Raw genomic sequence first — 13,297 nt, 5'->3', positions numbered from 1 at the left:
CAGCAGATGTAATGCTGGTATAATGTGTTTTATTTATTATTATTTAATGCTTTCTAATGCTTGCTTAACGTTTGCAAAAGTAGTAAATTCGGACATATTAATTCCGCTTTTGACAACGGTTTTTGCTAATTCAGGGCGTAGACCTGTTGTTAGGGTTTGTAATCCTAACAAATTGAACATTTGTCCTATTTGATGAAGATGATGTGCTATATCTGTATCAATTTTCAATATACCTGAGAAGTCGGCAATCACATAGTTTATCCGTAGTTCAGCAACTTTTGGAACGACTTTTTCCATTATGTAATTCGCCCTATATGAATCGATAATGCCAATCAAGGGGAGAACCGCAATACCTTCTTTAATTAATACAATAGGTGCTGAAAGCTCAGCTAGTTCTCTTTGCGTCTCCACTTTATATTCGTCGGATAGGCGTTCGAAAGCAAAAACAGTTTCATTGAGGCTAATGTCCAACATATTGTTTATCCGCTTAATAATGAAAGAATGATCTTTTAATGAAAGCCCAAACTCAATGCTAATATTCGTAATTATGTCAGTAAAAACGTCCCTTGTTGGTGGATAACGAACAATGATCTCTGAAATTTTCCCTTCTGGAGATACCTGTCTAGCTGCGTTCTTCTTACTCCATTCAATGAGTGTTCGTGGTACTCCCTCTTCCTCGACAAAAAGAGAATCACCTAAAAAATTAATAAATGCAATATACATTTCTATTGCTTGTTCTTTTTCCCACTGAGGAATTTCTAATTTTATACTATGCAGAACACCGTCAACGATTTCTTCAGCTAGAGATTTTGCATTAGCTTTTAAGTGGTTTGAAACATTAAAAACCAAGGTCATATTAGGACAACACCTTCTTTTAAACTAATTAACTCTTATATTAATAATAATCATTTACGTTATTGAATGGAAGTAAAAAAACAGGGATGGTGGTTCAGACAATTTACTAAAATAGAGTCATCTAAATATTGGTATCCTAACTAGATCATCTAACATTCAAAATTTATTTTTTTCTAATTTATTTTTCTTTTATTTTCATCATTGAAATACGAATTTCATTAATCTCACTATCAGTTAGTCCATTAAACAATTGATTTATTTGTTCATCTGACTGAATATTAATTTCACCTAGCAGCTCCTCTCCTTTTTTGTTAAAAAGAAAAAGTTTTTACTACTGTCTATTGTTGAGCTTATTTTCTCTATTAATTTTTCCCTCTTTAATTTACGTAAAATTCTGCTCATATAGCATCTATCAATAATTAAGTTCTTTAACGAGATTATTCGCAACACACTCAGTAATCTCGCTTATTTCAAATAATATTCTTGCTTCGGTTAAAGAATAATCTGTATCTAGAATTTGGTTATTAAATAAACTAAGTACCTTTGTATAAAATTAATTGAATTGTCTGATATCATAAATAATTTCTTTATCTATACTTTCTCCTTTAGTTGACTTAATCCACTTTTGAAATTACTATACCAGTATCTCTTAAATGTAGACTAAGTCAACATTTAAGAGATGCCATTTTCAAAAATCTTCCGCAATCTTTATTAAGACCTAATTGAAGGAGATCGTATATGATTATTCGCGAAATTAAAAAAGAAGACAATGCAAGAGTAAAAAAAATAATACAAGATTCATTAAAATCCCTAGGATTAGCGATTCCTGGAACAGCTTATTTTGATCCTCAACTTAACGACCTTCACCAATATTATAATAATTTAAAACATGCGAATTATTGGGTAGTAGAAATGGACGGAGAAGTTGTTGGCGGAATTGGTATAGCACCGTTTAACGAACATGATAAAGTTTGCGAATTGCAAAAGCTATACTTAAATACAAAAACACAAGGTTTAGGATTAGGTAAGAAGCTAATGGAAACAGCTTTGTCATTTGCCTCTAAACATTATGCAAAGTGCTACTTAGAAACAAAGCATGAATTAAAAAATGCATGTATATTATATGAAAAATTTGGTTTTACACTTTTACATGAACCACTATCAGGTTCTGACCATTCTGCTATGGATGCGTGGTATTTAAAAGATTTGAATTAACCATAAGAAGTCCATTAAATAAATTATAATTAGAAATAAATATATAGAAAAAACGCCGATTTCCTAATGTGGAGCTTGGCATTTTTCTAACTTTGTGAAGGATACCGTTAGCTCAACAAGCAAGGAGTCAATCTACGAAAAAAAGACCCAAAAAGCGAAAGCACCGATTACAACTGGAAAAAGTGATAACAGTATAAGAATTATTTTTGCAATAATGTAGGATTTACTTGCTAAATGTCCAGCACACGCAATACTTTCATTGTCGTTTTCAATTACAAAATGATTAGCTCTTCCAGTTTCATATCATTTATTATAGGTGTTCTCAACTTCCTTAATAAAATCTTCTCTAAAAATGTCTTCCATCCAGCTTCTTTAAACATTTTTAGTTTGAGTAATGTAATTACAGGAATATCTAATAAAGTTGCAGCTCGTATCAATTTACTCTCCCCCGCATTAAGTTATAAACATTAAAACTTCCTTGCCTCCCAAAAAACCCTTATTAAACTCACCTGCACCGATATTCTAACAAGAAAAGCTGCCCTGGTAAGGCAGCTGGATCTTCAATTATTGCTACCCTTTTGTATAGTACAATGTTTCACAATTTTCGTCTTTATTTCAATTTGATGAATTAGCTACACTAGCCTTTACTTCGTTTGAAGAATCATTTGCTTGCTTCTTCCAGAACAATGTAATAACTATTCCCAGAGATAGTATCACAGTCGCAAAGTAGTAAGGGTAGTTAATATCTATATCAAATAATATCCCCCCTAGAATTGGTCCACTAATGTTCGCTAAACTTGTAAACATAGAGTTCATTCCACCAACGAAACCTTGTTCGTTCCCGGCGATACTTGAAAGGTATGAAGTAACTGCTGGTCGGAATAAATCGAATCCTACAAAAACAATAAATGTAACAAGTAAAATAGAGAAATATGAATGAACAACAGTCATTAAAAAGACAAGTAAGGCTGATACTATTAGGCTATATCGAATCAGTTTAATTTCACCCCAAATTCGAGTAAGCCTATCAAATAATAGAACTTGTGAAACTGCACCAAAAATTGCACCACCTGTGATAACAATGGCTATATCGAATGGTTTAAATTGAAATTTATGGTCCACAAATAGACTAAAGAACGATTCAAAAGCAGCTAAACCAAATGAGGCAATAAAAATTAAAATAAACGCAAGGAAATATTTTGGAGCAATAATACGTTTGAAGCCAATCTTACCATCTGAGCCTTGTTCATTAATTTCTTCTTTACGATTCGGCTCAGATAATAAAATAATAGAAAGTATAGCCGCAATTGTACCAAGTGCTCCTGCAAAGAAGAATGGTATACGTGTTCCAAATCCCGCTAAGAATCCACCAATACCTGGACCAATAATAAATCCTGTACTAATGGCAGCTGACATATAACCCAGTGCTTTCGGGCGAGTATCCAAATTTGTTATATCAGCAATAAAAGCTGTCACAGCAGGCATAATGAACGCAGCACTAATTCCACCTAAAATACGAGAAATAAATAGCATTTCGATTTCTCTGCCGATCCCAAATAAAAATTCTGAGATGCCGAAAATAAATAAGCCAATTACAATCATAATTTTTCTACCCCATTTATCTACCGCTTTCCCTGCAAATGGTGAAACAATCAATTGAGCAATTGCAAACGCCGCTGTTAAATAACCAACTGTTGTTCCAGTAATGCCTAATTCATTCATCAGCGTAGGTAAGACGGGTATTACAAGACCAATTCCCAAAAAGGCTATAAATAAATTCATTAATAATAATCCTAAGGTGACTTTATGAGTCTTCATCTTTTACATTCTCCTTATCAAAACTAATTACCGTAAACTAACTTATATTGTTTTCATTTGTTTACAATTTCCATCCTAGTGTATATAGTAACTATATAGTCAAGGGTGGAGTTGTAAAAAATGGATAAAAAAAATGGAAAATATTTAACTACAGGGGAATTCGCGAAGCTTTGTAAAGTCAACAAACAGACACTCTTTTACTACGATCAAATTGGGCTTTTGTCTCCTGTATTGAAAAATGAAAAAGGTTACCGATATTATTCAATTCGCCAGATAGAGCTATTCTTTGTTATTGATTTATTAAAATATCTTGGTATGTCGCTAAACGATATTCAACAATATACGCAAAATAGATCTCCTGAAAATTTTTTGGCTTTAATGTATCAAAAAAAAGTTGAGATTGTGAAAAAACGTCAGGAGATTGAAATGAAGGAAAAAATTATCGAGACAAAAATAGCATTAATGGAAGAAGCGTCACACCTTGATTTACATCAAGTTACGGTTGAACAATTACCAGAAGCAACACTTTATTTAAGTAGAAATATTGAAAATATAACCGATGAAGAATTTGTAGAGGTCGTTTCAGATTTTATTAATGAATTAAATGTATTACAACTTGATACAGGATATCCAATAGGTGTTATAACGAAACGGGAGCATGTATTAAAGGGAGAATTTACTAATTATAGCTATTTATATATTGAGCAACCAAATCCAAAGAAAGGATATCCTTATTTTAAAAGTGTTAAGGGTGATTTTCTCAGTGGTTATCATATAGGGGATGAGAAAACAATACAAAAAACATATAAGCGACTTTTTTCAGAGATGGATCGTTTAAATTTAGCCTTAGGTGATTATGTTTTTGAAGAGTATATTTATGATACAGTTGTCATGAATCATAAGGAACATTACGTCACCAAAATTATGATACAAGTCGATCAAATAGAGAGTTAATTCTTTAATAATTCTTGTATAGAAGAGCTTGGGAAAATTTAAACCAAGCTTTTTTTATTTTGACATTAAGCAACACTTGTTAAACTAACCTGCACCGTAGCAAATAAGAAAAAAAGCTGCCAAAGCAGCATTCCTCAATTAAACTCAAGCTCCCATTAGCTCATCACTCGTGAATTATTTCTTGTTCTTGTTCATAAAGTACTCAACAAAAGCGATTCCAAAAGAGATTGAACTAGTCGTAAGTAATGTTCGGACTATCTCGTGAAGATTCAAATCGGAGGGGATCATAATTGCTTTCAAAATTAAATTACTGACTGTAAAAACTGCAAAGTATAGTAAAAACTTTAGAATTGCTCGTTTTAAAATCATAAGACTACCTCATTTTTCTACATTTCCTCACTCACTTTTAATTAAACTTTATTAAACTAACCAGCCCATATAATTGAATAAGAAATTATTTCTTGCTAGCTATTGCTACCGTTACAATTTGATAAACTAGGTAAGAAAAGCCACTTAAACCCATAATTCCTATTAAAATTAATAAGGGTGCTTTTTCAACATACAGCATACTTACACTGAACATGATAAAACATAGTATGAAACCTACAATATTTAGCAGGATATTCTTATTATTCATTATTTAATACGCTCCATATGTATTTCCCTTTTAAATTCACAATCTGCCTGGTTGGATTAATATCACTTTCAATTTTAACATTAGTTTCCTTACTATTGGGTATAAATGGAATATCTTATTGAAATAAACTGTTCTTTACTTTAAGTAAACTTTCTCACAAACTCTATATTTTTTTAACATAAAATTATAATTACCCTTTAATGTACCTCAGAATCAACACCCTAATTCCCACATGGACAATAGCTGTTGTCATTATACGAATTAGGTTGTGATTTACTCAGCGATTTCTTATGTTAAAAATCAACAAAAGTTGCCATAAACATAAAAGAACAGACCAAATCAACTCTGAGATTTGGTCTGCAAATTGGTATGCTATTACATATGTTTATCCACGATATTTGAACTAGTTAGATAAAAATCTATGTCCTTTTATTTACGTATACGAATAGAACAACATTCTATCTAATTGCTTGATAAATTTCAAAATGATTCATCTTTCAAAATAGACTTATTCCCACGTTTCATTGACAGTCTATTAAACTATTTTCATATCTAATTTAACCATGTCAATTTTGGATATATCCAAAATTCTGCGAAATTTCGAATGCTGCATGTTTAACCTTTTCAACCAATTGGGGCAGTGCCTCTTGCTGGTAATTCACATCAAGTCCTGCAATACTAATACCCGCTATAACTTGACCATTATAATTAAAAATAGGTGCAGCAATTGCAGAAGAATAATTTTCAAGTTCTGAGTGACTGACGGTATATCCTGATCTTTGTGTTTCTTCAAGAAGAAGGCGTAGTCTCTCCTTATCTGTAATCGTACCAGACGCAATTGGCTTTAATTCAATTTGTTCTAAATATTGCTCCCTCTCATCATGCGGCAAAAAAGCAAGAATCACCCGAGAACATGCTCCGGCATAAAGCGGCGATCTTCGCCCTATTGCCGTGTAAAGTCTTACAGGCTGTTTTGTATCTAGTTTTTCAATATAAATGGCTTCTTTACCATCCTGAACAATAAGATTAACCGCTTCTCCAACCTCATGATGAAGCTTTTGCATAATTGGCAAAGCAATTTGCCGGATATCAAGTCTTTCCGCTACTAAGTGTCCAAATTGAAGAAATAATAATCCAAGCGAATACTTTCCATCTTTATCTTTATCAAGAAAACCCATTTCCTCTAGCGAAATAACCATTCGATAAACGGATGTTTTGGGGATACCTGAAAAAAGCACCATTTCATTAAAGCTCAACTTTGAATGTGTTAAGAAAAGATTAAGGATATCCATTGACCTTACGACCGTCTTATTTTTGCTTTGCATGGGCTACCCTCCTTTAGAGCTTGAATAAGTAAGTTCCGAATTTCGGTGTGTATATAATTATACTTCCATAAATAAAAAACACAATCATATCAAAAATTTATATTGTTTTAGGATTCGTTTTTTAGTTTTGGTTCAACTACTCTATTATCCGCTAAAGCTCAAAGCTTTGTTATTTTTTGTCTCTAAAAGACGTGATGTACAACAATAAACGATTAAATGCGATCATTAGCATGAACGTCCTTTTTACTTCCGGCTTTCCTTTTTCATTCCTTTTCAACCATGTAATCTTTGGTTATAATATAAGTAGAAAGTGACATATATTAAAAAAGACTGTTTGGTGCTCATACACCAAACAGCCATACAATAGCAGGTTCCCTTCAAGGGGATCAGCGTGTTAAGGTAAATAACTCACCCTATTGCACTCCAACGCTCAAGGGTGGTTATTTTTTGTCTCTAAAAGATATGAGGGACAACACCAAACTAGCAAATGCGATCATTAGCATGAACGTTTGAAATACTGTCATCATAAGCATCACCCCCAATCTTTTCGGGGTAATGCTGACCACCCTTGAGTTTACCTAACTACTGTAATACAATTATAGCACATCCATAGAACAAATGTTCTATCAAACGTTATCTATTAAAACATAATCATTTCTCTCACTTCACATACCGATATTCCATCAAACGATTTAAAATCGAGACTTCCTGCAGTAATTCCTCTCCTACATTTGTTTCTAAAACCTTTTTTCGCTCCAGCTCTTTATCCACCAATCTTTTTACAGATAAGACATCTGTTCCATTGAGGAGAACATCTTCTTTTGATTGAAAATGTTTATGGGCAACAAGCTGCATGCCGTAGGAATTGTATAATAACGTGTATCCAGCAATGCCTGTTGTGGATTGATATGCCTTTGAGAAGCCTCCATCGATGACAATCATTTTTCCATTTGCTTTGATTGGATTTTCTCCGTTAATTTCTTTTACTGGTGTATGGCCGTTTATGATATGGCCCTGGTCAGGGTCCAGGTCAAATTCTGCGAGGATTTTGCTGCACGTTTCCTCCTCTTCACGTAAATGGTAGTATGGGTTCTTTCTTTCTTTATGGGTTGCTTTATCCTTGATGAAATACCTTTCAAAGGTTGTCATTTCTCTTTTCCCAAAAAGTGATGAATATTGTCCTGTCCATAAATACCAAACCATATCTGTTGCTAGATCGTCCGTTTCTTCAGGATGTGCAAAAGCATGTCGTAAATAGTGTTCAAAAATATCAAGTAACTCACGGCCTGCATACGTTTTACTTTCAATCTCCATTTTTTCCATATTGCCTAGTTCATCTAAAGGAATACAGCCATGTATTAATAAGTTTCCGTTATATTTCAAATATAGACTGCCTTTTTTCATTAGAAAATTCATATGTCTGGCGAGCTTTTCCGAATGCTGGACAGAAAATAACAGCTTGTCCAGCACTTGTTCTTCTTCCTCTAATAATTGATCAGGCTGAAGTGTATTAACCGTCGCAAAGCATGTATTTTCCAGCGGATACGTATTCCCATGAAGCGTGATTTCGTTTTTGTCATAATCAACCTTCTCAAGCAGCAGCCTTTCTGACATATCAAAGGTCGGGCGTCTCTTTATAATCGGGCTTTCAAGCTTGAATTGAATCATTGCAATGGCTTGATGAATTTTCGTTATTTGTAATTGCTCTTCCTTAGATAGGTTTTCATCCCCTTGGGACTTTGGTCGAAAGACTGGATTGTCCTCATAATATCTCTCCGCAAGATTAAGAAGCGGTCTAAGATTGATTCCATACACATCTTCAATAATGTCCAAGTTGTTGTATCTGGCACAGATCCGAATAATATTGGCAAGACAAACCTTTGAACCGGCAAACGCGCCTATCCAAAGGACATCATGATTTCCCCACTGAATATCAACGGAATGATAATTAATGAGCGCTTCCATTATTTTATCAGGTTCGGGTCCGCGATCATAAATATCCCCTACGACATGAAGATGATCCACAACCAATCTCTGAGTCGTATAAGCAAGGCCTATAATGAGTTTATCAGCCTGACCGAGGGAAATAATTTGCTGGACAATACTTGAATAATAAGGTTCCCTATTTTGGAAATCTTCCGTTTTGTAAAGTAACTCTTCTATAATATAAACAAACTGATCAGGCAATGCTTTCCGTAATTTCGAGCGTGTATATTTGGAGGAGGCATAAGAAATGAGCTTAATCATACGCTCAATCATTTCTGTGTACCATCCGTTTAATTCTTTTTCATTATCAAAGCTATTTTTAATTAACTGGATTTTTTCTTCAGGATAATATACTAATGCAGCAAATTCATTTATTTCTTGTTCAGATAAAACCTCTTCGAAAAGGTCTTTTATTTTCTCTTTTACCTTCCCAGAGCCATTTCTTAACACATGCTGAAAGGCTTGATACTCCCCGTGTAAATCACTGACAAAATGCTCTGTCCCCTTTGGCAGATTAAGAATGGCTTCAAGATTAATAATCTCAGTGACTACTTTTTCTTCACTATCATATTTTTGAGCCAGTAAATCTAAGTATTTCGTGTTCAACATTTTGTATCCCCTTTCACAACTCTCTCTCTCTATTTTACAACAATTCGTTTTAAATGAAATACTATTATAAGAGAAAACTAAAATTGAAATGATTACGGTAATCTATTCGTTTAAAGAAGAAAAATTTAACTATTTTTTTAGTATATCAGATATTCAATATAATTCAAAAAGTTTGGTAAATTATAAATATTATAATTATTCGATGTATACTATTTTTCTGATGTAAGCCATAAAGTATTTTTCCTACGGATCTCCAAAAGGCGCCATCCTCACTTTCTTGTAAGAGAAAATAGCACCTACTTATACTGTTTATAAAAACAACCTGCTCAAACACGATTTATAAAACAACAATCTTTTAGAAAAGAATCTCACGAAACAATCCAGCAACTCTTATAGCCTGTCTTCCGACTCAGGCGACATCTAAATAACATTTCTATATTAGTTTTTAAATATCTATCTCAATTTGATATTTGTTTAATCTCAATATGAGATATATAATAAAAACAAGAAAAAGAAAGCGTTTACAAAGCGGTAACTGCTTCGTTACTTCTCATATATTAGGAGGATTTAAAATGAGTAAATTAGCCAGAGATTCTAAAGTGAAGGATTTATTAGACAAACAAAAATTCAGTGAAAAAGTTATTGCTGAGATGTCAGATCCACAGATTGAATATTACCACTGGCTCTATTTTGAAGATTCTGTTTACGATTATATGTAAGTAAAAAATTATATAATAATTATGAAGCCTTTGTACCTAGTACAAAGGCTTTTTTGTGTAACAAAAACAACGAATATTTATTTAAACCATCAAAGCAAAAGCCACAACTAATCACGTAAAAACAAGCATCTACTTTTTTGATAGCTTGCTTGTTTTTAGGTAAAACTTTCAAAATTGATATCAATGTCTTGATATTTGTCGTCATCAAGATAGTTTTCTTATTCAATTTCACGTATAAATTCATTAAACTGATCAATCTTAGACTCAACCTTCACTCCCGCATCTTCTTCAACATCCTTTTCTTATTCTCTCTTTTAAGACTTTTTCCTTATTTAGACATGGTTAAAATCGGAACTAATGTAATATAAATCTATTTTTATTGTGTGATAAAGTAGAATGGTAGCAAAATAAATCGAAGGATGTGATTTTTTGTTAAAGGTAATGTCGTTTGTTTTTTTTCTTTGTTTCATGTTTTTTATACCAAATTCAACCTTTGCTCAAGAAATTTTACACAATGGAAGTCAAGGACAAGAAGTTTATGAGTTACAAGAAAAATTAGAGAAAATGGGTTACTTTAACAGTCAACCAACAGGGTATTATGGTTCAATTACTGATGATGCTGTGAAAAAACTTCAACTAGATTCTGGACTGTTACCGGATGGAGTATTTGGATTCCAAACTCAGGCAAAATTAAATAATATTGACATGATGGCTAGGGTTGTACATGGAGAAGCTCGTGGAGAAACGTATGAAGGAAAAGTAGCTGTTGCTGCAGTCATTTTAAACCGAATGTCAACGCCAGGTTTTCCTAAAAATATTTATCAGGTTATTTTCCAAACAAATGCTTTTACAGCTGTACATGATGGTCAATATGATTTGACCCCAAATAGCTATGCTTATCAAGCTGTTATTGATGCATTAAAAGGTTGGGATCCTACTTATGGTTCTGTTTATTACTATAATCCGCTCCTGGCAACAGATGAATGGATTTTTACTAGGGATACAGTCATTAGAATAGGTAACCACTTATTTGCAAAGTAAAATTAATTTACATACATTATGTAATGATATTTTTATCGTTATATCACAATTTTCTATACCTTAAGGTATAGTTGAAAGGTCGGGCTGTTTATGCCGGACCTTTTTTGTTGCTTCTTGTAAGAAACTTTCAATAGTTAACAAAAATTTAACGAATTTTAAGAGCTTCATACAGTGTAAGAGCATATACTTTTGATGAAAAACGAACAATGTGTCATTGGGCTAATCCAAGGAATGTTTGACAAGAACAACATGACGTTTAATCCAGGATGGAATGAAGCCAAAAATCTCGAATCGTTTACAGACGTTCGAGAACTTCAAAAGCAGCTTAAAGAAAAAGGAATAAAAATACTGACTAAAAGCAAATGAATTATGTGAAGCACCTGCCCATTTAAACTTGAAGATCAAGATGGTAATCAGATTTATTAGATCAACATGAAATTAAAATGAATAACGAAAAAGGAACTTCTAACCATACTGGGTTAAACATAATATAATGTCCTTACTATTACGTCAATAACTGACCAGGCCTATACCAAACAAAAAGCACATCACTTATTTAATTGTGATGTGCTTTTGTTTGGTCAGATCGTTATTGTTTAAAACTCCTCATATGCAGCAGGATCTTGATTTTTCAGCCTGCCGTCAAAACGAGTTAGTCCAGAGATCATGTTCATTTCTGTTTCACTTAGGGTGAAGTCAAAGATTGAAATGTTTTCTAATTGTCGTACCGGTGATGCTGATTTTGGTATTGAAATCGCGCCTAGTTGATAATGCCAACGTAAGATCACTTGTGAAACCGACTTGTTGTGGTTGTTGGCAATTGATTGAATCGTGTCATTATGTAAGACTTCACTTGCTCTGGCTAATGGACTCCAAGATTCTGTCTTAATGTTATTCTCTTCATGCCATTTTCTTTGTTCAGCTTGATTGAAAAATGGATGTAATTCAATTTGGTTTGTGCTTGGTTTAACACCCGTTTCCTTTTCTAAGCGCTCAATATGTTCAGGTAAGAAATTACAAACACCAATTGAACGAATGAGCCCCCACTTTTTAGCGTCAATTAATGCTTGCCATGCTTCTACATATGTATCCTGTTTAGGATTAGGCCAATGAATTAAGTATAAATCATAATAATCCAGATTTGCGCGATATAAAGATTCTTGAATCGTTGTAACGGCTTTATCATATGCTTGATAGCGACCTGGCAATTTGGAGGTGATTCTTAATTTTTCTCTAGGAACGGAACTTCGTCGAACAGCCTCACCTACTGTTCCCTCGTTTTCATAATTATAAGCAGAATCGATGAGACGATAACCAATATCTATGGCATTTTGTATGGCGTTGCCCCCTTCATTTCCCTTAAGTAAATATGTGCCTAAACCGATCACCGGCAAAGTAAGCCCGTCATTAAGTGTCGTTTCTGGAACTAAATTATTCATAACAATCACTCCTTTCCCTATTAATGTAAGATTATCATAATTATGAATTGTTTTCATTTTTCAAACACTTTTATCGTCTACTTACTCACCTTATAACGAGAGATGTAGGTTGATAACCTTGGATGAATCTACATCTGACAATTTTTAGAATGAACGACAACAGCAGATTCGTAATCAAATGGAATCATTTTCTCGGAATGTAACAATACTGGTCTTTGATCATCCAGTATAAACTGTAATTTTTTTACAAATAATAACCAATACATTATACAAATAGGAGAAAAATAAATGAACTTATTTCTTGTTATCCTGGTTATCGCATTGTCTTTATGGAAGGGAGATTGGAAAAATTGGGAAAATTATTATCCAACAATGCTATACGTATCTTTGGCAACTTTCCTTTACGAGTTTATTTCACATAGTCATTACCATTTGTGGGAGATAAGAAAAGATTCGATTTTTAATCTTATGAATGTTCATTTTACACATAATCTCATCATAAACCCTTTCATTGCTTTTGTTTTTTTGTCTCATTATTCGAGTTGAATAAAGAAACAACTCATTTACTTACTAAAATGGATTCTTAGTTTTGTGGTATTAGAGTGGGTAGCTGAATGGTTAGGGGTTTTATCCTATCACAATGGATGGCATTTGGGATGGTCATTCTTATTTGTTATCATCATGTTTCCAATGATTAGG

Annotated in this window: 12 protein-coding genes and 1 pseudogene; 5 read left to right on the top strand and 8 right to left on the bottom strand. The window is 33.1% G+C overall.

Annotated elements, in window-relative coordinates:
• Positions 1 to 39 precede the first annotated feature (39 nt).
• Together GMB29_RS09255 and GMB29_RS27825 are read right to left on the bottom strand one after the other, a co-directional pair.
• Positions 40 to 855 carry an STAS domain-containing protein gene (locus GMB29_RS09255; RefSeq protein ID WP_136351502.1) on the bottom strand — a complete coding sequence of 272 codons (816 nt, stop codon included), beginning with the start codon at positions 853 to 855 and terminating at the stop codon, positions 40 to 42.
• A gap of 178 nt (positions 856 to 1,033) precedes the next feature.
• Positions 1,034 to 1,450, bottom strand: a pseudogene (locus GMB29_RS27825) (MarR family winged helix-turn-helix transcriptional regulator).
• A 143-nt stretch (positions 1,451 to 1,593) separates the two neighbouring features.
• Between GMB29_RS27825 and GMB29_RS09245 the strand changes: the two are divergent.
• The gene (locus GMB29_RS09245) at positions 1,594 to 2,070 is read left to right on the top strand and encodes a GNAT family N-acetyltransferase (protein ID WP_136351504.1); all 477 of its coding nucleotides are present in this window, start codon (positions 1,594 to 1,596) and stop codon (positions 2,068 to 2,070) included.
• A 272-nt stretch (positions 2,071 to 2,342) separates the two neighbouring features.
• Here the strand turns inward: GMB29_RS09245 and GMB29_RS09240 are convergent, their stop codons facing one another.
• Both GMB29_RS09240 and norA read right to left on the bottom strand, forming a co-directional pair.
• Positions 2,343 to 2,507 (bottom strand): hypothetical protein, encoded by a 165-nt coding sequence (locus GMB29_RS09240; RefSeq protein ID WP_155443862.1) that lies wholly within the window; start codon positions 2,505 to 2,507, stop codon positions 2,343 to 2,345.
• A 178-nt stretch (positions 2,508 to 2,685) separates the two neighbouring features.
• On the bottom strand, positions 2,686 to 3,888 hold the full coding sequence (gene norA, locus GMB29_RS09235; RefSeq protein ID WP_136351506.1) for a multidrug efflux MFS transporter NorA: 1,203 nt from the start codon (positions 3,886 to 3,888) through the stop codon (positions 2,686 to 2,688).
• Positions 3,889 to 4,008: 120 nt separating this feature from the next.
• Between norA and GMB29_RS09230 the strand changes: the two genes are divergently transcribed.
• Positions 4,009 to 4,842: a MerR family transcriptional regulator gene (locus GMB29_RS09230; protein WP_136351508.1), complete on the top strand. Its 834-nt coding sequence runs from the start codon at positions 4,009 to 4,011 to the stop codon at positions 4,840 to 4,842.
• Between the two features lie 1,203 nt (positions 4,843 to 6,045).
• Here the strand turns inward: GMB29_RS09230 and GMB29_RS09225 are convergent.
• From GMB29_RS09225 to fbp, 3 genes are all read right to left on the bottom strand, one after another.
• Entirely contained in the window at positions 6,046 to 6,804 is a 759-nt protein-coding gene (locus GMB29_RS09225) for an IclR family transcriptional regulator (RefSeq protein WP_136351510.1), read from the bottom strand.
• 440 nt (positions 6,805 to 7,244) lie between these two features.
• A complete protein-coding gene (locus GMB29_RS27305) occupies positions 7,245 to 7,328 on the bottom strand; it encodes a putative holin-like toxin (RefSeq protein ID WP_227551724.1) in 84 nt (27 codons plus the stop codon).
• Between the two features lie 136 nt (positions 7,329 to 7,464).
• Positions 7,465 to 9,396, bottom strand: coding sequence for a fructose-1,6-bisphosphatase (gene fbp, locus GMB29_RS09220; RefSeq protein WP_136351851.1), 1,932 nt, complete (start codon positions 9,394 to 9,396; stop codon positions 7,465 to 7,467).
• 575 nt (positions 9,397 to 9,971) lie between these two features.
• On the opposite strand from fbp, the gene GMB29_RS26970 reads away from it, so the two are divergent.
• The 3 genes from GMB29_RS26970 (at position 9,972) to GMB29_RS09210 (ending at position 11,525) form a co-directional block, all read left to right on the top strand.
• On the top strand, positions 9,972 to 10,118 hold the full coding sequence (locus GMB29_RS26970; protein ID WP_168733750.1) for a hypothetical protein: 147 nt from the start codon (positions 9,972 to 9,974) through the stop codon (positions 10,116 to 10,118).
• Positions 10,119 to 10,547: 429 nt separating this feature from the next.
• Entirely contained in the window at positions 10,548 to 11,159 is a 612-nt protein-coding gene (locus tag GMB29_RS09215) for a cell wall hydrolase (protein ID WP_136351512.1), read from the top strand.
• 189 nt (positions 11,160 to 11,348) lie between these two features.
• Positions 11,349 to 11,525: a hypothetical protein gene (locus tag GMB29_RS09210; protein WP_319941494.1), complete on the top strand. Its 177-nt coding sequence runs from the start codon at positions 11,349 to 11,351 to the stop codon at positions 11,523 to 11,525.
• 230 nt (positions 11,526 to 11,755) lie between these two features.
• Here GMB29_RS09210 and GMB29_RS09205 read toward each other — a convergent pair whose 3' ends face one another.
• The gene (locus GMB29_RS09205; protein WP_136351514.1) at positions 11,756 to 12,598 is read right to left on the bottom strand and encodes an aldo/keto reductase; all 843 of its coding nucleotides are present in this window, start codon (positions 12,596 to 12,598) and stop codon (positions 11,756 to 11,758) included.
• Positions 12,599 to 13,297 lie beyond the last annotated feature (699 nt).

It is taken from the genome of Metabacillus sediminilitoris, assembly GCF_009720625.1.
In the GTDB taxonomy this organism is placed as follows: domain Bacteria; phylum Bacillota; class Bacilli; order Bacillales; family Bacillaceae; genus Metabacillus; species Metabacillus sediminilitoris.
This window is presented reverse-complemented; position numbering and strand designations above follow the sequence as displayed.

Bases quoted from the DNA above. Each gene is read 5' to 3' on its own strand.
- GMB29_RS09205 (WP_136351514.1), bottom strand. From the start codon at position 12,598: ATGAATAATTTAGTTCCAGAAACGACACTTAATGACGGGCTTACTTTG.
- GMB29_RS09230 (WP_136351508.1), top strand. From the start codon at position 4,009: ATGGATAAAAAAAATGGAAAATATTTAACTACAGGGGAATTCGCGAAG.
- norA (WP_136351506.1), bottom strand. From the start codon at position 3,888: ATGAAGACTCATAAAGTCACCTTAGGATTATTATTAATGAATTTATTT.
- GMB29_RS27305 (WP_227551724.1), bottom strand. From the start codon at position 7,328: ATGACAGTATTTCAAACGTTCATGCTAATGATCGCATTTGCTAGTTTG.
- GMB29_RS09255 (WP_136351502.1), bottom strand. From the start codon at position 855: ATGACCTTGGTTTTTAATGTTTCAAACCACTTAAAAGCTAATGCAAAA.
- GMB29_RS09225 (WP_136351510.1), bottom strand. From the start codon at position 6,804: ATGCAAAGCAAAAATAAGACGGTCGTAAGGTCAATGGATATCCTTAAT.
- GMB29_RS26970 (WP_168733750.1), top strand. From the start codon at position 9,972: ATGAGTAAATTAGCCAGAGATTCTAAAGTGAAGGATTTATTAGACAAA.
- GMB29_RS09245 (WP_136351504.1), top strand. From the start codon at position 1,594: ATGATTATTCGCGAAATTAAAAAAGAAGACAATGCAAGAGTAAAAAAA.